The 22,069-nt window shown below is 43.6% G+C and carries 18 protein-coding genes; 13 read left to right on the top strand and 5 right to left on the bottom strand.

All coding sequences use genetic code 11. From position 1 onward, the window contains the following. The 10 genes from PO830_RS05930 (at nucleotide 1) to tsaB (ending at nucleotide 9,503) form a co-directional block, all read left to right on the top strand. Nucleotides 1–621, top strand: a complete 621-nt coding sequence (locus PO830_RS05930; RefSeq protein WP_272852618.1) for an SCO family protein — start codon at nucleotides 1–3, stop codon at nucleotides 619–621. A 1-nt stretch (nucleotide 622) separates the two neighbouring features. Next, on the top strand, nucleotides 623–1,147 hold the full coding sequence (locus tag PO830_RS05925) for a DUF420 domain-containing protein (protein ID WP_272852617.1): 525 nt from the start codon (nucleotides 623–625) through the stop codon (nucleotides 1,145–1,147). Between the two features lie 6 nt (nucleotides 1,148–1,153). Then, nucleotides 1,154–1,384 (top strand): hypothetical protein, encoded by a 231-nt coding sequence (locus PO830_RS05920; protein ID WP_272852616.1) that lies wholly within the window; start codon nucleotides 1,154–1,156, stop codon nucleotides 1,382–1,384. Between the two features lie 145 nt (nucleotides 1,385–1,529). Continuing rightward, entirely contained in the window at nucleotides 1,530–2,252 is a 723-nt protein-coding gene (locus PO830_RS05915) for an ABC transporter ATP-binding protein (RefSeq protein ID WP_272852615.1), read from the top strand. Further along, a complete protein-coding gene (locus PO830_RS05910; RefSeq protein WP_272852614.1) occupies nucleotides 2,245–3,489 on the top strand; it encodes an ABC transporter permease in 1,245 nt (414 codons plus the stop codon). Before PO830_RS05915 ends, PO830_RS05910 begins: the two co-directional genes overlap by 8 nt. A 1-nt stretch (nucleotide 3,490) precedes the next feature. Next, nucleotides 3,491–4,756, top strand: coding sequence for an ABC transporter permease (locus tag PO830_RS05905; RefSeq protein ID WP_272852881.1), 1,266 nt, complete (start codon nucleotides 3,491–3,493; stop codon nucleotides 4,754–4,756). A 42-nt stretch (nucleotides 4,757–4,798) separates the two neighbouring features. Then, nucleotides 4,799–5,959: an efflux RND transporter periplasmic adaptor subunit gene (locus tag PO830_RS05900; RefSeq protein ID WP_272852613.1), complete on the top strand. Its 1,161-nt coding sequence runs from the start codon at nucleotides 4,799–4,801 to the stop codon at nucleotides 5,957–5,959. Between the two features lie 63 nt (nucleotides 5,960–6,022). Continuing rightward, on the top strand, nucleotides 6,023–7,468 hold the full coding sequence (locus PO830_RS05895; protein ID WP_272852612.1) for a TolC family protein: 1,446 nt from the start codon (nucleotides 6,023–6,025) through the stop codon (nucleotides 7,466–7,468). Between the two features lie 3 nt (nucleotides 7,469–7,471). Continuing rightward, nucleotides 7,472–8,749: an efflux RND transporter periplasmic adaptor subunit gene (locus PO830_RS05890; RefSeq protein WP_272852611.1), complete on the top strand. Its 1,278-nt coding sequence runs from the start codon at nucleotides 7,472–7,474 to the stop codon at nucleotides 8,747–8,749. A 100-nt stretch (nucleotides 8,750–8,849) separates the two neighbouring features. Continuing rightward, nucleotides 8,850–9,503, top strand: coding sequence for a tRNA (adenosine(37)-N6)-threonylcarbamoyltransferase complex dimerization subunit type 1 TsaB (gene tsaB / locus PO830_RS05885; protein WP_272852610.1), 654 nt, complete (start codon nucleotides 8,850–8,852; stop codon nucleotides 9,501–9,503). Here the strand turns inward: tsaB and PO830_RS05880 are convergent. The 4 genes from PO830_RS05880 to PO830_RS05865 form a co-directional block, all read right to left on the bottom strand. Further along, nucleotides 9,490–10,338 (bottom strand): mechanosensitive ion channel family protein, encoded by an 849-nt coding sequence (locus PO830_RS05880; protein WP_272852609.1) that lies wholly within the window; start codon nucleotides 10,336–10,338, stop codon nucleotides 9,490–9,492. The genes tsaB and PO830_RS05880 overlap by 14 nt on opposite strands. Before the next feature lie 16 nt (nucleotides 10,339–10,354). Beyond that, the gene (locus PO830_RS05875; protein ID WP_272852608.1) at nucleotides 10,355–12,466 is read right to left on the bottom strand and encodes a thioredoxin domain-containing protein; all 2,112 of its coding nucleotides are present in this window, start codon (nucleotides 12,464–12,466) and stop codon (nucleotides 10,355–10,357) included. 71 nt (nucleotides 12,467–12,537) lie between these two features. Then, nucleotides 12,538–12,738 carry a dodecin family protein gene (locus PO830_RS05870; RefSeq protein WP_272852607.1) on the bottom strand — a complete coding sequence of 67 codons (201 nt, stop codon included), beginning with the start codon at nucleotides 12,736–12,738 and terminating at the stop codon, nucleotides 12,538–12,540. Between the two features lie 76 nt (nucleotides 12,739–12,814). Beyond that, the gene (locus PO830_RS05865) at nucleotides 12,815–13,723 is read right to left on the bottom strand and encodes a NifU family protein (RefSeq protein WP_272852606.1); all 909 of its coding nucleotides are present in this window, start codon (nucleotides 13,721–13,723) and stop codon (nucleotides 12,815–12,817) included. A 162-nt stretch (nucleotides 13,724–13,885) separates the two neighbouring features. Between PO830_RS05865 and PO830_RS05860 the strand changes: the two genes are divergently transcribed. Then, nucleotides 13,886–17,230 carry a T9SS type B sorting domain-containing protein gene (locus PO830_RS05860; protein ID WP_272852605.1) on the top strand — a complete coding sequence of 1,115 codons (3,345 nt, stop codon included), beginning with the start codon at nucleotides 13,886–13,888 and terminating at the stop codon, nucleotides 17,228–17,230. A gap of 217 nt (nucleotides 17,231–17,447) precedes the next feature. Continuing rightward, nucleotides 17,448–18,458 carry a PorP/SprF family type IX secretion system membrane protein gene (locus PO830_RS05855; protein ID WP_272852604.1) on the top strand — a complete coding sequence of 337 codons (1,011 nt, stop codon included), beginning with the start codon at nucleotides 17,448–17,450 and terminating at the stop codon, nucleotides 18,456–18,458. A gap of 56 nt (nucleotides 18,459–18,514) precedes the next feature. On the opposite strand, the gene PO830_RS05850 is transcribed toward PO830_RS05855, so the two are convergent. Beyond that, nucleotides 18,515–19,663: a vWA domain-containing protein gene (locus PO830_RS05850; protein ID WP_272852603.1), complete on the bottom strand. Its 1,149-nt coding sequence runs from the start codon at nucleotides 19,661–19,663 to the stop codon at nucleotides 18,515–18,517. Nucleotides 19,664–19,854: 191 nt separating this feature from the next. Here PO830_RS05850 and PO830_RS05845 point away from each other — a divergent pair, with 191 nt between their 5' ends. Beyond that, entirely contained in the window at nucleotides 19,855–22,068 is a 2,214-nt protein-coding gene (locus PO830_RS05845; RefSeq protein ID WP_272852602.1) for a histidine kinase, read from the top strand. The last annotated feature ends 1 nt before the right edge of the window (nucleotide 22,069 follow it).

Here is a 22,069-nt window from a genome sequence, read left to right as displayed (position 1 = left end):
ATGAAAAACTATTCGTACGTAGGGATTACGTTTATTATTTTGATTTTTGGAATCTGGGCTGTTCCTAAAATCGTAGATCATTTCTCGGCACCCGAAATGGCAACCATTGGAAAAGTTCCCGATTTCGAATTTGTTAATCAGGATGGGAAGACAATCACCAATGCAGCGTATGAGAATAAAGTGTATGTGGCCGAATTCTTCTTTACCACCTGTCCCTCGATATGCCCCATTATGAATCGTAATATGGTTCGAATTCAAAACGAATTTTACGGAAACCCTAAGGTGGGGATCGCTTCCTTCAGTATAGACCCTGATTACGACACACCCGATATTTTAAAGGAGTACGCTGAATCCTATAAAATAACCAACCCCAATTGGCATTTACTGACCGGAAATAAGGACGAAATTTTTGAGTTGGCCAATAAAGGCTTTAACCTCTATGTTGGGGAAGCCCCTGATGTAGAAGGCGGCTTTGAACATTCCGGTTTCTTTGCCTTGATCGATCAAAATGGAATGATTCGCTCTCGCTACGATGAGAATGACAACCCGGTTATTTATTATGACGGATTGGAGGAGGAAGGAATACAAATGCTGATGGAAGACATAAAAAAATTGCTGTGATATGAATCAATCTATACGCACAAAGAAATACAACGTTTGGATCTGGGTACTGTCTATCGCGATCCCAATTGCGGTGGCAGTGTTATTCACTATCCGCATTCCAGGGGTAGAACGGCTAGATTTTCTGCCTCCCATCTACGCCACTATAAATGGTATCACAGCGGTGCTTCTGATCGTGGCGGTGCTTCAAATTAGAAAGGGAAATCGAAACACCCACGAGCTGCTTATGAAAAGCTGTATAGTGCTATCCGTATTATTTTTGGTGATGTATGTAGCCTATCATATGACGTCAGACTCCACTCCCTATGGAGGTGAAGGTTGGATTCGTTATGTGTATTTTTTCATATTGATTTCGCATATACTACTTTCTATCACGGTGATTCCCTTTGTTTTGATCACTTACGTTCGTGCCATTTCTGGAGATTTTATGAAACACCGTAAGATCGCAAGAATCACTTTTCCTATCTGGTTGTACGTAGCGGTTACCGGGGTCATTGTGTACCTAATGATCGCTCCTTATTATTAGAAAAAGATGCGACTAAAAATCTTCTTTTCGATACTTCTCATGCTGGTTTGTTTTCTTCCTGCGGAAGCCCAATGTGCCATGTGTCGTGCGGTATTAGAAAGTGAAGAAGGAAATCAGGCCGCCAAGGGAATTAACAATGGTATCATTTATCTAATGATCTTTCCGTACCTGCTCGTGGGTGGGGTTGTGTATGTTATTTATAAGTCGCGTCAAAGAGCAGCTTCAGAAGAAAATTAACATAACCTTCACATTTAAACTGTAACACTAACCGACCTTTGGAGTCTACTAGTGGAAGGCTTCCACTAACCAACACTGTAAGTCTCCATCTTGTAACTAGATCCGCCCTCACAAAGCGGATTATTTTTGTAAATTTCCATGTGCAATGATAGAAATCAGCGACTTACATAAATCGTATCGTACCGGGGCCAATTCCTTACACGTACTCAAGGGGATCAATTTTACTGTTTCCGAAGGGGAAATGGTGTCCATCATGGGCTCCTCCGGTTCGGGTAAGTCGACATTACTCAACATTTTAGGAATGCTCGATGAAGCCGATGAGGGAGAGTACAAGCTCGACGGGCGTGTCATCAAAAACCTCAATGAACGCATTGCGGCCAAGTATCGGAATCAATTCTTAGGATTTATCTTTCAGTCCTTTAACCTTATCAACTATAAAACAGCGCTCGATAATGTTTCTATGCCGTTGTATTATCAAGGAGTAAACAGAAACATTCGAACCGACAAAGCGATGCATTATCTTGAAAAAGTAGGCCTCGCCAACTGGGCGACACATTTGCCCAACGAGCTTTCAGGAGGACAAAAACAGCGGGTAGCCATTGCACGCGCATTGGCCAGTGATCCGAAAGTACTGTTAGCCGATGAGCCAACAGGTGCGTTAGATACCAAGACTTCGTATGAAGTAATGGAGTTGATTCAAGAGATCAATGATGAAGGGAAGACCATTCTGGTTGTCACCCACGAGGATGACATTGCCCACATGACGAAACGAATCGTCAATCTCAAGGATGGCGTGATCATTGATGATTCCGTAGTAACTCAGGTGCGAGCTTCCGAAGCCCGCAAAAAACAAGAGGTGCATGTTTAACTTAGAACGCTGGCAAGAAATTTTTGAAACCATTCGTAAGAATAAGCTTCGCACGTTCTTAACCGGATTGTCGGTAGCTTCCGGAATATTTATTTTAGTGATTCTTCTGGCGATCGGGCAGGGCATGCAAAACGGAATTCAGAAAGAGTTTGAAGAAGATGCTGCGAACCGAATTAGTGTGTGGACCGGGGTTACAACCGTTGAACACAAAGGGCTTAATCCTGGACGCCGCATAGAAATGGACAATCGCGATTATGAAATCGCCGAAGGCAAGAATCGAGAACAACTCGAATATAAATCAGGGGTTTACAGCATTTGGGGTGGACTCACCTCCTACAAGAACGAGACAGGTAGTTATCGTATAGAAGGGGTGCGCGGTGATTACCAGTTTTTGGAAAACGAATCGCTTACTTCAGGAAGGTATATCAATCAACAAGACTTAGACAATTACGAGAAAGTAGCCGTAATTGGAAATCGCGTGTATCTGGATTTGTTTAAAGGCAAGAATGCCATTGGTGAGTATATCGAGATCACTGGTATTCAGTTTAAAGTTATTGGAGTATATACCGATCCCGGAGGTGAACGGGAAGAAACACGCATCTTTATTCCACTTACAACAGCGCAACGCGTCTATAATGCAGGGGATAAGCTGAGGTCTTTGGTCTTCACCTTACAGCCCGAAGAAAATTTTGAAAAGGCGCTGGCTGCTTCCGAAGCCTTTACGAGTCAGCTTGAAAATGATTTAAAAACACGTTATAGCATTTCTCCAATTGATGAAAGCGCAGTCCGCATAAATAACTCTCTGGAAAATGCAAAACGATTTTATGACTTAATGAATATGATTCGTTGGTTCTTCTGGGGCGTTGGTATTTGTACCATCATTGCCGGAGTGGTTGGCGTTAGTAATATTATGCTCATTATTGTAAAAGAGCGAACCAAGGAAATTGGTATTCGGAAAGCCATTGGTGCACAACCCTTGTCGATCATCGGGATGATTTTGCACGAATCGATATTCGTCACTGCCATTGCAGGAATGTTTGGGTTGGTGTTTAGTCTATTCTTATTGGAAATGGTGGGGCCTTTGATTGAAACCGATTACATACGAAATCCTTCGGTAGATTTTGGGGTTGCCATTACGACGGTGATTATCCTCATTGCAGCCGGAGCACTAGCCGGATTTTTCCCCGCACGACGTGCTTCCAATATTAAACCTATAGTGGCCCTTCGAGATGAGTAAAATATTTAGCAGAGATAGTTGGTCTGAAATCATTGAAGCACTAAGCTCCAACTGGTTTCGAACAGTATTAACCGCCTTCGGGGTTCTCTGGGGGATTTTTATTCTTGTCATCTTACTGGCTGCAGGAAACGGACTCGAAAATGGTGTGAAGCAAGGCTTTTCCGGCATGGCTACCAATTCTATGTTCATGTGGTCGCAAACGGCTTCAAAACCCTATAAAGGGTTGCCTAAAGGGCGTCGGTACTCTTTTAAAATTGGAGATGTTGACGCCATCAAACAAAACGTCCCCAACCTTCGGTTTGTGTCACCTAGAAACCAATTGGGCGGCTTTCGAGGCTCTAATAATGTAGTGCGCGGTTTAAAAACAGGGGCGTTTAACGTATATGGCGATTATCCTGAAATCATTCAGCAACAACCTATGGATATCACCATGGGAAGATTTTTGAATCACTCCGATATTCAAGAGAAACGTAAAGTTGCGATCATCGGGGAAGGGGTTAAAACTACCCTGTACGAACGCGAAGAAGAAGTCATAGGTTCCTATATCAAGATTAACGGCGTTAATTTTATGGTGGTAGGGATGTACAAGAAAAAATCGAATGGCGGTGGCGACGCTGAAGAAGCGCAAAAGGAAATCTACGTACCTTTCTCTTCCTTTTCACAAGCCTTCAATCGCGCCGATAATGTAGGCTGGATGGCAATCACCGCGCAAGATGGTTCTTCCATTACCAATCTGAAAGAGCAGGTATTCGATGTCATTAAATCGAGGCATACTATACATCCCGAAGATGATCGCGCCATTGGGAACTTCGACCTATATCAAGAATTTAGTAAGATCAACGGACTCTTCACAGCGCTTAACTTTGTGGCCTATTTCGTAGGAATCTTGGTACTCCTTTCAGGAATCATTGGTATTAGTAATATCATGCTTATTGTGGTAAAGGAACGCACCAAAGAGATTGGTATTCGTAGAGCGTTGGGAGCAACCCCTTGGAGTATACGTACACAAATTCTATTAGAATCCATCTTCCTTACAATCATTTCTGGAATGGCGGGAATTGCTTTGGCATCGGCGGTTTTGGCGCTCGTTAATTATGCCATGGAAGGAATGGACACCACAGACACCATGTTTCTGAATCCTTCTGTGAATATCGGGGTTGTCATGGTAGCCTTAACTATTTTGATCATATCGGGGCTTTTGGCCGGATTAATTCCGGCACAAAACGCCATCCGCGTAAAACCTGTGGATGCGCTTCGTACCGAATAACAAGAAACTAACAATCAATTGAAAATCGAATAATTATAACTCATGAAAAAGACCGGAACCATAATTGTACTTGGCCTCATCATTTTATTTTTTGGAATTGCCATGTACTGGCTTTGGAGTAAAAACTCAGAAGACCCTATTGTGTATACCACCGAAACACCCTCGATGGGCACGATCGTTAAGAAAACGGTAGCTACGGGAAGTATTGTTCCAAAGGAGGAAGTACTCATCAAACCCAATATTTCCGGGATTATTGATGAAATCTACGTGGAAGCAGGCGATATTATTAAAAGTGGCGATTTGATCGCTAAGGTGAAAGTGGTGCCTAATGTTTCCTCCCTCACAAGTGCAAAGAACAACATCAATTCCGCGAGAACACAAGTCGAAACCGCTAGATTAGCTTATGAAAGTCAGAAGAGCATTTACGATCGCCAAAAAGCACTTTTTGATAAAGGTGTGATCTCTGCCAATGAGTTCGACAACGCACAGCTAGCATACAATCAAGCGTTACAACGTTTCAATCAGGAGAAGGTGAATCTTACGGGAGCACGACAGAATTACGACATTGTAAAAACAGGAACCACTAGTGGTTTGGGAGCTTCTGCCAACACCGAGATTCGCGCCACGGTATCAGGAATGGTGTTAGATGTTCCTGTCAAGACGGGGAATCAGGTGATTGAAGCAAATAATTTTAACGACGGGACTACCATTGCTACGCTGGCCGATGTGGATAAAATGATCTTTGAAGGAAAAGTAGACGAGAGTGAAGTGGGAAAAATCAAAGAAAACCTTCCATTAGAAATTACGGTAGGGGCTATTGAAGATAAAAGTTTTGACGCTGTGCTCGATTACATTGCACCGAAAGGAGTTGAAGAAAATGGCGCGATTCAATTCGAGATCAAAGGGACCTTGAGTGCCCGTGATACTACCTTTATTCGTGCTGGATTGAGTGCGAACGCCTCTATTATTCTGGCGCGAGCAGACAGCGTGTTAACCCTCAAGGAGGGATTGGTGCAGTACGATCCTCAAACGCAAGAACCGTTCGTGGAAGTGGCGGTAGGAGATCAGGAATTTGAACGTCGCGATGTAGAATTAGGAATCAGTGACGGAATTCAGGTGGAGATCAAAAACGGAATTTCTAAAGATGACAAAATAAAGGTGTGGAACCAATTGAAAGCGGCTCCTGAATTTGGTGGCCGATAATTTAAACGGAATATTTGTAACACTAACAACCATCTTAAGACCAACTGAACAATGATTGTCAATATGAAGAAAGCTGTCCTCTTATTAGTACTTGCTCTTTTGAGTAGTATCACGTATGCACAAAACAAACAATGGACGTTACAGGAGTGTATTCGTCATGCCTTAGAGAATAACATTTCCATAAAGCAAAGTGAATTGGATCTCGAATCGGTGGAGGCCGATAAATTACAGGCGGTCGGAAACTTTATTCCGAGTCTCAACCTGAATGCCAGTGTTTCAGAGAATACCGGACTTAGTTTCAACCCTGTTACCAATAACGCGCAAACTACCACCTTTTTATCGGCGACCGGGAGAGTAACGGTTGGATACACACTTTTTGATGGATTGCGAAATGTGCGTCAGTTACAGCGTGCAAAAATCCAACAACTGGCGAGCGAGTACCAGTTAGATAAGATGAAGGATGATATTTCTTTATTGGTAGCGAATTCGTATTTAGAGGTGTTGTTGAATAAAGCGAACCTGGCTTCCGTCACCGCTCAAAATGCAGTTACCTTAGAACAAATTGAACGTACGCAAAACTTGGTCGATGCCGGAACATTACCACGGGGCGACCTGCTTGAAATTAAAGCCACCAATGCCAGTGAACAACAGCGCATCGTTGTTGCCGAGAATGCCGTAACGGTTTCTCTTATTAGTTTGGCGCAATTATTATTGATCAAAGATTACGAAAGCTTTGATATTGCAGATGAAGGATATACCATCTACGGTGAAGAAATTATGGAGAAGCCCGTAGGAGAAGTTATTACCGCCGCGGAAGAGAATCGGAATGAGGTGAAAATCGCCATGCAAAATATGGAGCTGGCCAAAAAGAACTTACAAATTGCACGCGGTGCTTATTACCCTACACTTACCGCATTCTTCGGATACGACACTCGTTATACCGATGCAACTTCCTTCGTGCAGCAAGCCGACCCAGACAATCCGTTTTCCATTCAAGAAATTGGGTTTGTGGAAGAGACCGGTCAAACTGTTGTGGGACAGTTTCCCAATACAATAACACGCGAAGTGGGAGCAGACCCCTTCTTCGATCAGTTGTATCAAAATGATGGGATTGGCTATGGCCTGCAATTAAACATTCCTATTCTGAATGGATTTTCCACAAGAAGTAATGTCATGCGCCAAAAGGTTGAGCTGAAGCGATCGGAATACCAATTAGAACAAGCTAAACTCGATTTGGAATCGAATGTCTATCAAGCCATGGTAGATGCTCGTGGCTCTTTTAAAGCCTTTGAGGCGGCGCAGGCAGCCTTAGAATCGCAAGAGCTTGCTTACGAATATGCGAAAGAACGCTATGATGTTGGCTTGACAAATGCCTTCGATTTTAGTCAGGCAAAATTGCGATATGACAATGCACAAATTGAAGCGAACCGAACGAAATACGATTATATTTTTAAATTAAAGGTCTTAGAGTTGTATTTTGGGGTAGATCCTACGGAATTAAAGTTTTAGACTATGAGTAGAAAAGTACTTATCTGGTTGGTTGTTGGAGTCATCGGACTTATCATTTTCTTTATCATTGGAAAGAAGGCCGGATGGTTTGGAGCCGATCCAAATACCAAAGAGGTTCAGATTACTAAAATCGAACCTATGGACATTGTAGAAATGGTAGCGGCCACCGGAAAGATTCAACCGGAGGTGGAGGTTGCATTATCTTCGGAAGTTTCCGGAGAAATCATCGAACTGCCAGTTGTAGAAGGTCAACAGGTGGAAAAAGGCGACTTGCTCGTGAAGATCAATCCAGATCTCATACAATCAGCACTCAACCAATCTCAGGCGGGCTTGCAAAATGTACGGGCCCAGTTGGCACAGGCGGAAGCGAGTTTGCAGAACGCTAAGTTGAACTACGACCGAAATAAGACCTTGTTCGACAAAGGCGTTATTTCGAAAGCCGAATGGGACCAAAGCGTATCGGATTATGAAATTGCAAAAGCCAATCAACAATCGGCTTACTATAACGTACAAAGTGCCGCAGCCAGTGTGAAACAATCGCGGGACAATCTTTCTAGAACGTCCATCTATGCGCCTATGAGTGGCACCATATCTAAGCTCGCGGTAGAACTGGGTGAACGTGTGGTAGGGACAGCGCAAATGGCCGGTACCGAAATTGTACGAGTGGCGAACCTAAACAATATGGAGGTAGAGGTTGATGTGAACGAAAATGACATCGTTAAGGTGGCTATAGGCGACTCAACGATTGTTGAAGTAGACGCCTATTTAAAGCGCGAATTTAAAGGAATTGTTACCGAAATCGCTAACTCAGCTGAAGACGCTCTTTCTGCCGACCAGGTAACCAATTTTAAAGTGAAGGTTCGTATCGTTCCCGCTTCGTATGCCGATCTAACCGAAGGGAAACCGGAAAGTTACTCACCATTCCGTCCGGGAATGACTGCGACTGTCGACGTGATCACGAATAAAAAACAAAATATTATTGGTGTTCCTATCAGCGCTATTGTGATCAAAAGCGATACTACAGAACAAAAGGGGTTTTCAGTACAGGAAACGACTACGGCTTCCGAAGAAAAATTTGAATGTGTCTTCGTAAAAGATGGCGATAAGGCAAAACTTCGTGTGGTCACTACGGGAATTCAGGACGATAGCAATATTGAAATTACTTCAGGGCTTTCCGAAGAAGATGTGGTTATTACAGGGCCTTACAATACGGTAACAAAAACACTAGAAAGTGGAGATGTAGTATCGGTTAAAGCTGAAAAAGAAACAGAAGAACAATGATCCTTCCATAGAACACAATCATAAAGGCATCGTTTCTAAGCGATGCTTTTTTATTGTAAATCGTTTTCTGGGGCTGTACCTTTGCGGAAAAATCCAATTCATGGCGATCTTGCTTTGTATCGAAACGGCCACCACGAACTGTTCGGTTGCGTTGGCTAAAGATGGACACCTGCTTGCAAGCAAAGAAGACTACGGAAAAAAATTTTCTCATGCCGAGCGTTTGCATGTCTATATGGAGGAACTTCTGAAGGACACAAAACTTAGCTGGAATGACCTTGACGGGATCGCCATTAGCAAAGGTCCCGGTTCGTATACCGGATTGCGCATTGGGGTGTCGGCTGCTAAGGGATTGTGCTTTTCACTATCCATTCCGTTACTTTCAGTGTCTACTCTTCAATCCCTCGCACAACAAGGACTTCATCGTGATGCTGTGGTCGTTCCAATGCTGGATGCAAGACGTATGGAAGTCTATGCCGAAATTTTCAGTGCAGACGGCGCGAAATTGCGTGAAACAAAGGCAGAGGTGCTTACCGAAGATTCGTACGCCGAATATGTTGAGCAGGACATACTGTTTATTGGTACGGGTGCTGCTAAGTTTCAAGAGCTTAGTCGGCATAAAAAAGCGACCTTCCTAGAGGCACTTCCTTCTGCAAAAGATATGGTTGCTTTGGCGACCCAAAAGTTTCAGTCGGAAACATTCGAAGATGTGGCCTATTTTGAACCCTATTATCTAAAAGACTTTATTGCGGGTTAGCCCCATTTTCAGCATACAAATGCACATCGCGTTGCGGGAATGGGATGGTAATTCCGTCGGCCTCTAAGCGTTTCTTGCCTTCTTCCAGCGTATTCCAGCGAAGTGCCCAGAAATCGTCTATATGTGCCCAGTAGCGCAGCGATAGGTTTACAGAGCTGTCTCCCAACTCTGCCAATACCACCATAGGCATCTTGTCTTCAATCTTAAGAATGGCTTCCTGCTCCATCGCTAGATTTAGAAGAATATCCTTGGCCACTTTCACATCATCATCATAGGAAATACCAAAAATGAGATTTTCACGGCGCATGCTTTGGGAGGTATAATTTACAATGTTGTCGTTAGATAGCTTTCCGTTAGGAACGATGGCTTCTTGATTCCCGAAGGTAAGAATACGCGTATGAAAAATGGAGATTTCCTTTACCGTACCATCTACGCCCTGAGCAGAAATAAAGTCACCCACTCGAAACGGTTTCAGTAATAAAATGAGCACGCCACCAGCAAAGTTGGATAGTGATCCTTGCAGGGCGAGGCCCACCGCTAAACCAGCAGCACCAATTACCGCTACCAGCGAGGCCGATTCGACGCCCAATTGATTGATCACCAAAACAAACAATAGTATTTTTAACCCCCAATTGATCAGACTTGCGGAAAACTTTTCCAGGGTGACATCGTAATCTTTCTTTTGGAAGAATTTGGCAATCACACGGTTAATAAATCGAATGATCCATAACCCAACGATCAACATCAAAATAGCGCCTACCAAACTGGGCAGGAAATCGATCAGTTTTTCGCCATATTCTTCAATATAGGTTTCAATATTTTTAAACTTTTCCATAAGGGGTATTTTCTTCTTATTCTTTAATTGAGGTTAAGGCCTGCGAGACTTCCTTCATGGGAAGTTTGCAGGTATTATTGACGCATACGTAGAGATAGGTCTCTCCTTCTACAAAGCGCCCTTCCAACAAATAGTCATCTTCTTTTTTAGTACTACCCGCAAGAAGTACGTTGGGCAAATAGGTTTTGCTGAGTTCCTTGATTTTTTGTGGTGCTTCGGGTCCAACCACTACCAGTTCGTAGAAACTGGATTGATAATTGGCTAACAGATCGATCCAATTGGAAAAGCTATCAGGGTATTTTTCCAACTCAGGCTGAACGTTGTGCAACATTTGTTTAGCGGTTTCAGCATATTTCGGAACGTCATAGTAGTGAGACAGCAAAAATAGGTTATGTGCCATAATCGAATTGGAAGCAGGAATTACATTATCCCGATATTCAAAACTTCTAGATACCAGTGCTTTGTCCTCATCAGAAGTAAAATAGAACATGCCTGAGGCATCGTCGTGAAAGTGAGTAAAGGTGTATTCGGCCATTTGTTTTGAAAGCGCTAACCATTGAGAATCTAAAGTCACTTCGTACAAATCAATATACCCTTGAATGACCGCCGCATAGTCTTCCAGGTATCCGTTGATGCTGCTCATACCATCCTTATAGGTGTGGTATAAGGCGCCATTAGCTTGTAATTGTTGGTTCTTGATAAAGTTTGCATTGTTTTGGGCAGCTACCAGATATGCGGGATCTTGAAAGGCTTTGTAGGCGGAAATATAGCCACTCATCATCAAGCCGTTCCAGGAGGTGAGGGATTTATCGTCCAGACGGGGTCGTACCCGTTGATTACGGTAGTCAAACAACTTCTTTTTCCAGCCAGATTTTTTTTGCTGAAGTGTTTCTGGAGTGATGCCGAACCGTGTTGCTATGGCTTCATCCGATTGGAGTCGAAGTAGCACATAGGCTTCTTCTTCCTCCCAATACCCTGTTTCGTTTACATTATAATAATTAGCGAACATGCTAAAGTCGGGTCCCAGGACCTTTTTCAGCTCCTCTTCGGAATAGACATAATAAGCCCCTTCCTCCAGTTCGCCCGAGGTCGTTTCACTATCGGCGTCTAACGAGGAGTAAAAGGCGCCACTCTCGTGGGTCATCTCCCGTTCAATAAAATCTAGTGTTTCAGCAACTACTTCTTGATACAATGGTTTTTTCGTGACCTGATACGCTTCGCTGTAGAGCGTAACCAACTGCGCGTTGTCGTAGAGCATTTTTTCAAAGTGGGGTACATGCCAGCGTATGTCGGTGCTGTATCTTGAGAATCCACCTCCTATATGGTCGTAAATACCACCATAGGCCATTTTATCGAGGGTGAAGGTTACATGATCTAGGAGCGCGCTATCATTATCGCGAACGGCCTTTCGAAGGAGAAACTCCCAGTGATTTGGCATCATAAATTTTGGTGCGCGAGTGTACCCACCATGGGTCTGATCGAAGCGTTGTTTCCATTTCGTCATCAGCGATTCGGTATCATAATCGCTGTAGTCTATCGCGTCGCTATTACGTTCGATGAGGTCGATGCTTTTAATACCTTCGGCTAAACGGTTGGCGTATTCCTGCATTTTCTGAGGATCGTTTTCATAGAGTTGTTGAATTTCCTGAATCGAATTGATCCATTCTTCCTTTTGAAAATACGTACCACCCCATACGGGTTTTCCGTCAGGTAAGGTGATGACATTTAGCGGCCAACCCGCGGTACCTTTCATTAATTGTACCGCATTGATATAGATTTGATCTACATCTGGACGTTCTTCACGATCTACTTTTACAGAAATAAAATGTTCGTTCATAACCGCAGCGGCCGTAGAATCTTCGAAGGTTTCACGTTCCATTACGTGGCACCAGTGGCAAGCTGCATACCCAATACTAATGATCATCAGTTTATTTTCATCCCTGGCTTTTTGTAAGGTGGTCTCATTCCAAGGACGCCAATTCACCGGGTTGTGAGCGTGTTGTAAGAGGTACGGACTGGTTTCATGAATCAGTTCATTGGTATAATCGTGTTGTTCCAAAGTGGTTTCAGCATTTTTTTTGCAGCCTGATAGCGATAATAACAAGCCTAGTAGGAAATAATATCTCATGGAATAGCACTAAAAAAACAAAAATACGTTTTTGAACCTTCAAAAACGTATTTTCTAGATTTTTAGAAAGATTACTTTACTTCAAACGTAATTTTAACATTGACGCGATATTCTGTAATATCCTCTCCGTCAACATTGGCGCTCATTTCTTTGACGTATACTGAACGCACATGTTTGACACTTTTTGCAGCCTGCTTTACTGCATTCTGGGTGGCGTCTTCCCAACTTTTGTTAGAATTGGCAAGCACTTCAATTACCTTAAGAACAGCCATAATGTATTGATTTTAAATGAATTCTCAAGATACAAAAAAGATGAGGGACTATTGATAAAAGTCCGTTAAAGATCTGTTAGCCATTCACAGCTTCTACCGTTTGCACTCGACCTTGCATCATTTCTCGTAGCATGGTCTCAATACCATTCTTTAAGGTAACCGTAGAGGATGGGCAGCCGCTGCAAGCCCCTTGTAAAATAACGCGAACGGTTTTGGTGTCTTCGTTGAAAGAGTCAAATGCAATATGTCCACCGTCACCCGCCACGGCAGGTCGTACGTATTCATCTAGAATTTGGATGATTTCTTTATCAATTTCTGAAGCGGCTTCGCTTCCGTTAGCAGGGCTGCTGGCCGTTTCCTTTGTGGCTTGCCGCTGAAGGAAAGCATCTTCCAGAACCGGTTTCTCTGCTTCTAAATAGGTTTTTATGAATTCACGAAGTTCCATAGAGATCTCTTCCCAGGAGGCCATGTCATATTTCATGATGGAAACATAGTTGGCGCTTAAAAACACTTCTTTTACAAAAGGAAAATTAAACAGGGCTTGAACCAAGGGAGCATGCGTAGCGTCATCTATATTCTTGAATTCAAACGTGCCGTCCGCTAGTGCTTTATTCGCTACAAATTTAAGCACAGTCGGATTTGGGGTGCTTTCCGCATACACCGTTACTGGTACTTTTGGAGTGGCTTCGGTTTGAAGGATCACTGCTTTCCCGCTATTGAGATACTCGGCAATAGCATTGGCAACTTCTTCCTGTACATCGTTCCACGCTACGATATTGAATTTTTCCACCGCAATGAAATTTTGAGCGATGTACACAGTCTTCACAAAAGGCAGGTAAAAAAGTTCTTGAGCAATCGGACTCGGAGTAGCCGCATCTATATTTTCGAATTCATAACTCGTTCCACGCGTTAGAAAAGAGTTGGCCACGAATTTTACGATGCTTTCGTTAGAAGTAGGTTGTATTTCAATGGTATACTGATCCATAAACAAATTTTACGCAAAGGTACTAAAAGCAGACGGGGTGTTAAACCCGACTCAATTATTAAATAAATGTTAATTTTTAATATATTTGGAAGCCTTAGCATAAACCTCATGAAACAACCAATACTCCCCACGCTAAGCTGTATTATATTTTTTTGGTGTAATATGATATTAGCACAGGGCCCTGGCTCTTTGTTTGTAGATGCCGGTCCAGATGTCACCGTAAATTGCTGTACCGATCTCACGGCGCAATATCTTACCACAAGAGAAACGATTAGCGCATCATATACGGTCACTTCTATTCCCTATGCACCTCCGTTCGCTTTCAACGGATTGGCCAATCAGCTCAATCCCAATCAAGATGATTCCTGGTCGGCGGTTGACTCACTACCCTATGATTTTTGTTTTTTTGGGGAATTGGTAGAAGAGTTTCAGGTAGGTTCTAACGGAGTGCTTCGTTTCGATGTTGCTGCGGGAGATACTACCAATGAATGGGCATTTAATTCGGATATTCCTAACAATACCGTCGAAGCGCTGGCGGAGGCGAACGTGTTTACCCCCGTTCATGATATTGATCCTAGTGTTTCTGGTTCCGAAGAGATTGGATACGAAGTTTTAGGAACGGCACCCGACCGTGTGCTTGTTGTTTCTTTTTATGAAGTTCCACTATTTCAATGTAACAGTTTATTAGCCACTCATATGGTGGTTTTCTATGAGTTTTCAAATATTATAGAGTTTTATATTCAAGATAAACCTACCTGTACGGGTTGGAATAGTGGAAACGCTGCCCTGGGGATACAAAATAACGACGGTACTGTTGGGTATACTCCCCCCGGTAGGAATACTTCTGATTCGCCCTGGACTACCACAAATGAAGCGTGGCGTTTTTCTCCAGACGGAGTGGAAACTTCGGTTTTTGAATGGTTGGACGCCGATGGAAACGTGATTAGTACATCGCCTACCATAACAGTTTGTCCCGATGGAACCGAGACCTACACGGCGCGTGTTACCTACACCAACACCTGTAATGGTGATGTGGTCGTACTTACCGATGACGTCGAAGTAACGGCAGATAGCCCTTTTGTTGTCGATATTGGACCTGATGTAGTTCGCTGTGATACCAGTGCTGTAACATTGGACGCAGAGGTTGGAGATCCAGGAGTAAGTTACCAATGGTTTCGTGATGACGTGCTCATCTCTGGTGCGACCAATCCAGAATATTCGGTAAACTATCCCGATTCTGGAACCTATCGGTGCGATGTTACCAGTGCAATCTGTACGCTTAGTGACGAGACTCAAGTGAATTTTTACGAAACGCCCATTGCCAATCCGGCAAATGATTTATCGCAATGCGACGACGACGCCAGTGTGGGGGAATTCGACCTCAGAGTAAATCGACCACTGGTGTTGGGAGGTCAGGATCCATTAGAGTATTCAGTTTCTTTCCACAATAGCCTTGAGGATGCCGAGAACGATGCTGCAGCGATAACAAACGAAGCAGCGTATCCGATCACTGGAGATACCGAAACCATTTTTGTACGTATCGAAAATGCTTCTGAAGATTGTTATGATACTACAAGCTTTGTCATTTCGTATTTACCGCCTGATTTTGCCATAGAGATTGGTGAAGATATTAACTCTTGCGATACGGAAACTATTACACTGGATGTAGGTCTTAGCGGTGCTGAATTCACCTACCAATGGTTTCTGGACGGGGTCTTAATTTCGGGGGCCAATGATCCCACTTTTGTTGTTTCTTGGCCTAATTCGGGAACCTACAGTTGCGAAGTTTCTGATTCTGTTTGTACCCTCATTGATGCTGTCGAGGTGAACTATAGAGAGCAGCCCATTATCGCAGAAGATCCCATATCGCTCTTTCAATGTGACGATGGGGTGAATACTGGCGAATTCAACTTGGCGCAAAATCGACCTATCGTTTTGGGAAGTCAGGATCCTTTCGAGTTTTCGGTGACCTTTCATACCTCGCTTGAGGATGCACAAACTCAGACAGACCCAATACCCAATGAAACAAACTATCTTATTACGGGTTCCGAAGAAATCATCTACATACGTATTGAAGATAGCAGTGGGTTCTGCTATGCCACTAGTAGCTTTCCCATTATTTTTTCGGAAGTGCGTGTGGGGGAAGTAACCGATTTGGCCATATGTGATTTCACTCCTTTTGGCATAGAAGAGGTGAACCTTCCGGAAATTAAGGATGCAGAGGCCTTAGATGGTCAAGATCCTGCGTTATTTGAAGTATCCTACCATCGCTCACAATTGGAAGCTAATGGCGGGACAAATCCAATTTCCACTCCCTATGAGGTAGTGGTTGAATCACAGACAATCTACGTGCGTGTTCAACAGGTGGTAGAAACCGATTGCTATGTTACCGACAGTTTTGAACTTCAAATGTATGAAGCTCCTATGATTCGGTCGGTTGCCGATTTTGAGATTTGTGATGACCTAAACGACGGATTCGAGGAATTCGATCTATCAGCAAAAATTTCAGAAATAATTGGAGACCAAGATCTGGTACAGGTGCGATTTTTTGATTCTGAAACGGCGGCCCTAGAGGGTGACCCCGATACCCAATTACCTTTGGCATATACCAATACAACTCCTAATGAACAAGTGATCTGGGTTCGTTTGGAACGGCTCATTACCGATACCGATTTGCTCGACGGTTGTTTCGATATTGCACCCCTAACGCTACGCTTACTGCCGGTTCCTATCGTGACCTTAGAAGATACCTATCGACTTTGTGTAAATAGTGCAGGCGAACCCATAGCTTCTGAAATGGGCGCATCGTCCCCTCCGTTATTGGATACCGGACTAAACATCTTGGAGTATTCCTTCGAATGGACCTTAGACGGAGCGGTAATGGCTGATGAGGAAGATCCGACACAACCTGAAACAGATGCCATAGTGGTTGCACGCGTAGGTGGAACCTACCAAGTACTTGTCACCAATCTCGTAACGGGATGTATTACGGTTTCGGAAACGGTGGTTTCTGTCTCGGCACCTCCGGCTACATACAGCGCGGAAGTTGTGGGAGAAGTGTTCTCCGGAAATTATAACATCGAAGTTTCTGTTACAGGGGAAGGGGATTACGAGTTTCAGATTGGGGATATTAGATTTCAAGATAGTAATGTTTTTGAAGGAGTATATCCCGGGGAACATATCATTACCATTCGCGATAAAAATGGGTGCGGAAGCGTTTCCATTCCTGTGACAGTAATTCATTTTCCGAAGTTCTTTACCCCTAATGGAGACGGTCATAATGATTATTGGAATATTTCTGATATTGAAATGCTCGATCCAAATGCCACCGTGGCTATTTTCGATCGATATGGAAAATTGCTGAAACAAATGACTGTCCAGGCTACGGGTTGGGATGGCACGTTTAACGGTTCTCCTTTGCCTTCTAATGATTACTGGTTTGTAATTACCTATGAGATTGATGGGGTGCAACGTGAATATCGCGACCATTTCTCGTTAAAGCGATAAATGGATACGCTGTGTTGTTCGCAATCGATTGATTCGCGAAGACCTTGTAAGAATATGATAAGTGTACCTTTCAAACGGTTCATTTCGGATTAACTTCGGCCAATTACGGATTTTACCGCTAGAGAACTCCAGATGACAGGGCATATGATTTTAAATAAATAAGAGGCTGAGCGTAGGTCGATACAACGCCTCTACATATACTAAAAACAGTTTTTAAGTGATACATAACGTATTTAGATTTTGTAAAAGCTTTATTTTACTTAGCCTCATCGTAGGATGCCACCTTAGTAAGGCGCAAGAAGGCATTCCCTTCTATACCGATTATTTCGCCGATAACTTATATGTTTTACATCCCTCCATGGCGGGGGCTGCTGTAAAGAACCAGATTCGTTTAACCGCACGCCAGCAATGGTTCGACCAACAAGAGGCGCCCAACCTGCAAACGTTGAGCATTAATGGCCGACTGGGAAGAAGTTCGGGACTCGGGCTCATTGCCTTTAACGATAAGAATGGGTACCACTCCCAGGTGGGTGCATATGTTACCTATGCCCACCACCTCATGTTTTCACGAACTCCGGTAGATCTTAATCAACTTTCCTTTGGAATGAACGTAGGCTGGGTAGAGTCGCGCCTGGATGAGCGAAGTTTTAATCCCAATGATTTTGACCCGATTATCTCCCGGATCCTTCAAAGTAGCTCGTACTTGAATGTGGACATTGGCGCCTCGTACAATTTTCTGAATTTATCGCTGCACCTTACAGTAAAGAACCTCCTGTTTTCTAATCGTGGGATCTATTCAGATGCTTACGAATCGAACAACCAACGTCGCTATGTTTTTACCGGGGCGTACACCTTCGGAAATAGTCCGTGGAATTTTGAGCCTTCCGCCTTGTTTTTGTGGATAGAACGTACGGGGGAAAAAGCCTTCGACCTAAACTTTAAAACCTATCGCGAATTCAATTTCGGAACCCTTTGGGCCGGCTTGTCCTACCGAAGGTTTTTAGAGGGATCAGAGTTTGTTGATGGACAACAGGTGGCCACCGAAAATTTGCAGTACGTCACTCCTGTAGTCGGGGTGAACTATCAGAATTTCGTGTTTGCGTATACCTATTCCTATCAAACCGGGAACATTCGTTTTAGCAGTGGCGGGTTTCATCAACTCACCTTAGGATATGATTTTGGTTCGGGTAACGAACCCTATAATTGCGACTGCCCCGCCATTAATTAAAAAACAGTGTGATCGTTAGCGAACACACTGTCTTTTGTACCGGGAACTCCCTCCAATTAGTTCCAAGTATACTCTTTTCGTTTGGCTTGCTTTTTTAAGGCTGTGATCATAGCATCCTCGAGCGCGTTGTCTCCGGAACGTTTTTTCTCGGCAAGATACTCCCTCCGTTTTTTGTTTAACGTCGCGATTTCCGATTGAATGGCTTCGCGCTCGTCTCGCATATTTTTGACGTATCGCTTGAGTTCGGCGGTGGATTTGTCTTGCAACTTTTGCGGAAGCTGTTCTTTCTTTAGATTGGAATAATCAAAATCAGCTTCGGCTTCAGCATCAACTAAATCCCAGGTGCTATTTTTATACATGTGAGAGCCTTTGGCCACGGTACGACTTACCGCATTGGCTTTGCTGTATTCTTCGGCATTCGCGTCCTGCAGCTGTTGTTTCTCATATTTTCTTTTTCCGCGGGCACCATACGGAATATAAGTGTCATTAAGACGTACGTTTAACTGAAGGATCATGTCGTCATATGGAGACGGAATGTGCACGGTGGCTTGATTGTGGTCGATGGCAAGATAATCGCCATAGGTTAGCATGGCGCCGTCCTTCCAGTGTGAAGCTACTCCGTGTTCGTAAGCGCCACAGAAGATCGTATTTACTACCACGTCATTTTCTTTGGCTTGCGCGGCCGCATCGCGGTAATCAATCTTTCCTTGGGAGAAGGGTTCATTGCCTGCGATAAAGATCATTTTGAGGTCATCGGCGTCACGCCCCCAGTCTAAGTCTTTTAAGGAGGCATCGATCACCGTACCGCAGTACTCGCTTCCACCATTGGTGGTAAGAGAAAACAATTCTTCAGATACATCATCCAGGTCGGTAGTAAACCCTAAAATTTTCCGAATAAAACCCGTTCGCTCAGGTAAGCGGTCATTTCCGTATTCATAGAGTGCAATTTGAAGGTTCGGGCGCGTTCCACGACATTTCGCATACGATAGTTCGTTGACGATTTCCCAAAGTTGCGCTTTGGCCTGATCGATGAGTCCATCCATACTATTGCTGGTATCCAAGAGTAAGGCGACTTTAATATAGTGTTGTTTTACGGGAGCCGAGGAAGTACTGTTGCTGGACGTAATATCGGAACTGCGGTTTTCTGCTTTACACGCCATCCAACTCATTCCGGCAATCAGCATCAAGGTGATAAATCGTTTCATAACTTTTAATTTGATGAGGTAAACCTACCACGATCTTTTAGAAGGAAAAAGCGAGATTGCGCGCAAGCTAGCTTATAATGCGTAAATGATCCGTTTCAATGAGGGAAGTCTCATTTTATCGCGGAACGGAAGCGCATTTACCGTAACGCCTATTTTAAGATGTGCAACAAACTGCGTATGTTTACCAAATCATGAGGCTACGTCTTGTTTATATGTTGGTGTTATCGTTTTTCTTCGGAAGCACGGTTTGCTTTGCACAGGTTCGAGGTACCGAATCGGTCTCGTCACGGCCCGCATTCATGCTAAACGGACAAGTAGTTGACGCCGAAACCGATCTCCCTATTCCGAAGGTAAATATTGAAATCACCGGAAAGGAATATGCCACCACCAACAACGCTGGAGAATTTAGAATACGAGCCAGTGTGGGAGATGAATTGGTTATTAAAAGTGATGCTTTTGAAACGGTTTATTATACGGTAGAAGACCGGCAACGGGTTACCGTGAAGGCGGTTCCAGCCAAAACCGGTAATGCCACGATCAAAAAGGTAGCGCGTAATAAAAATGTGGATTTCTTTCGGGTATATATGGATTCGGCGCGTTATTATTTAAAAATTGATGCTCCTAAAAGTATCGGTTTTGTCACTCAGGCGTTGGAGGCAGTGGCCGCCAAGGGGGCGAGTCGTTCGCAGAATGCCAATGCGTTTACTACCTTGGGTGATATCAATGCTCAATGGCAGCAATACGATTTGGCCATTGCCAATTATAAACGAAGTTTGGATTCCCAGAACGCCATAGATACACGCTTAAAATTGGCGCAGGCGTATATGATGAACAATAATTATCAGGAGAGTATCGCTACCTATGAAGCGCTGCTGCAACAGTCTTTATCCAACTATCAACAAGTTGTAATCTACGAAGGCTTAGGCGATGTATATAAAGCCATCGATGATATTGTAAACAGCGTGTCAAATTACCAACAAGGTCTTTCGATCGCCCAGCGGTATAAAATAACCCCCAAGGTCACCGATCTCAATTCTAAGATAGGAGAAGCTTATGCCCAGGGCGGAGCGGTGGAGGAAGCCGAAGATTATTTCGATAACTCCTTAAATTTGGCCAATCGAGAGAATAAAACGCGAGCCGCTACCGAAAAGAATCGAGTAGCCGATTTTTACAACCAGAATCAAGATTTCGATAAAGAAATTCAATTACGACAGGAAACCTTAAGTGAACTGGACGATATCGTGACGGCTTCTCCCGTTACCACAGATGCGAGTAACCCGTTGACACCCCAACGACAGAACTACAAAATAGCCAGCGCCTACGTATCGCAGGACAAATACGAAGAGGCCATTCCGTTTCTAGAAAAAAGTATTGAAGAAGCTGAAAAAAGTTCAGATTTGGTCGTGAAGAAGGATGCGACCCGTAAACTTTCAGAAATTTATAGAGATATTGGCAACTTTGGAAAGGCGGCCGAAACCTACGAAAAGTATGCCGATGTGGTAAATGAGCTATACGTAAAGAAAGAACAGGAACTCTCTCAAGCCGCGCGTTTCAGCAAAGAAATGGCCTTAAAACAAAGTCGCATTGCCGGATTGGAAAACGAACGCGAACTCAATGAGAGTCGGTATCAATTAGCGTTCGAAAATCAGGAGCTTATCGAAAAGAACAATCGGGTACAACGTTGGATCATTGGGTCGTTAATTGTTATTGCGTTGTTGTTCCTAGGGATGGCCTATACGCAATACAAGAGTGTTCGGCAACAGAAATATGCCAACAATTTGCTGGCTTTAAAGTCACTGCGCACTCAAATGAACCCACATTTTATCTTTAATGCGCTCAATTCGGTAAACAGTTTTATCGCTCGAAATGACGAACGAGCCGCCAATAAGTATCTCAGTGAGTTTTCGCAGTTGATGCGCTCTGTACTAGAGAACAGTGAGGAAGATTTCATTCCGTTGTCCAAAGAAATCGAATTGCTTCGATTGTATGTAAAGCTGGAGCATTTTAGGTTTCAGGATAAATTCGATTATACTATCCATGTAGATGAGGCACTTGCCGTCGATCAATTCGTGATTCCACCCATGTTGTTGCAACCCTATGTGGAAAATGCGGTGTGGCACGGACTCCGATACAAAGAAGAAAAAGGAAACCTCAGGATTCTATTTTCACAGCGCGACGCAGAAACTGTTGCCATCGAGATTATAGACGATGGAATTGGCCGAAAGAAGTCGAAAGCACTAAAAACCGAACACCAGAAGAAACAACAGAGCAAGGGAATGGGAAATATTGAAAAACGTATTGCTATCCTCAATCGGATGTACCAGGATAAGGTGGATGTTACCGTTGAGAACGTTTTTGATAACGAAGAAGGAACCAAAGTACGATTGCTTGTAAAAAAGGAGTAAG

This window comes from Altibacter sp. HG106 (assembly GCF_028561755.1).
GTDB lineage: Bacteria > Bacteroidota > Bacteroidia > Flavobacteriales > Flavobacteriaceae > DFVG01.
The sequence above is the reverse complement of the archived record's forward strand: the minus strand, read 5'-3'. Positions and strand labels throughout refer to the sequence as shown.

Excerpts from the sequence above, each read along its gene's own strand:
- PO830_RS05930 (WP_272852618.1), top strand. The coding sequence starts at position 1 with ATGAAAAACTATTCGTACGTAGGGATTACGTTTATTATTTTGATTTTT.
- PO830_RS05925 (WP_272852617.1), top strand. The coding sequence starts at position 623 with ATGAATCAATCTATACGCACAAAGAAATACAACGTTTGGATCTGGGTA.
- PO830_RS05920 (WP_272852616.1), top strand. The coding sequence starts at position 1,154 with ATGCGACTAAAAATCTTCTTTTCGATACTTCTCATGCTGGTTTGTTTT.
- PO830_RS05915 (WP_272852615.1), top strand. The coding sequence starts at position 1,530 with ATGATAGAAATCAGCGACTTACATAAATCGTATCGTACCGGGGCCAAT.
- PO830_RS05910 (WP_272852614.1), top strand. The coding sequence starts at position 2,245 with ATGTTTAACTTAGAACGCTGGCAAGAAATTTTTGAAACCATTCGTAAG.
- PO830_RS05900 (WP_272852613.1), top strand. The coding sequence starts at position 4,799 with ATGAAAAAGACCGGAACCATAATTGTACTTGGCCTCATCATTTTATTT.
- PO830_RS05895 (WP_272852612.1), top strand. The coding sequence starts at position 6,023 with ATGAAGAAAGCTGTCCTCTTATTAGTACTTGCTCTTTTGAGTAGTATC.
- PO830_RS05890 (WP_272852611.1), top strand. The coding sequence starts at position 7,472 with ATGAGTAGAAAAGTACTTATCTGGTTGGTTGTTGGAGTCATCGGACTT.
- tsaB (WP_272852610.1), top strand. The coding sequence starts at position 8,850 with ATGGCGATCTTGCTTTGTATCGAAACGGCCACCACGAACTGTTCGGTT.
- PO830_RS05880 (WP_272852609.1), bottom strand. The coding sequence starts at position 10,338 with ATGGAAAAGTTTAAAAATATTGAAACCTATATTGAAGAATATGGCGAA.
- PO830_RS05875 (WP_272852608.1), bottom strand. The coding sequence starts at position 12,466 with ATGAGATATTATTTCCTACTAGGCTTGTTATTATCGCTATCAGGCTGC.
- PO830_RS05870 (WP_272852607.1), bottom strand. The coding sequence starts at position 12,738 with ATGGCTGTTCTTAAGGTAATTGAAGTGCTTGCCAATTCTAACAAAAGT.
- PO830_RS05865 (WP_272852606.1), bottom strand. The coding sequence starts at position 13,723 with ATGGATCAGTATACCATTGAAATACAACCTACTTCTAACGAAAGCATC.
- PO830_RS05860 (WP_272852605.1), top strand. The coding sequence starts at position 13,886 with ATGATATTAGCACAGGGCCCTGGCTCTTTGTTTGTAGATGCCGGTCCA.
- PO830_RS05850 (WP_272852603.1), bottom strand. The coding sequence starts at position 19,663 with ATGAAACGATTTATCACCTTGATGCTGATTGCCGGAATGAGTTGGATG.
- PO830_RS05845 (WP_272852602.1), top strand. The coding sequence starts at position 19,855 with ATGAGGCTACGTCTTGTTTATATGTTGGTGTTATCGTTTTTCTTCGGA.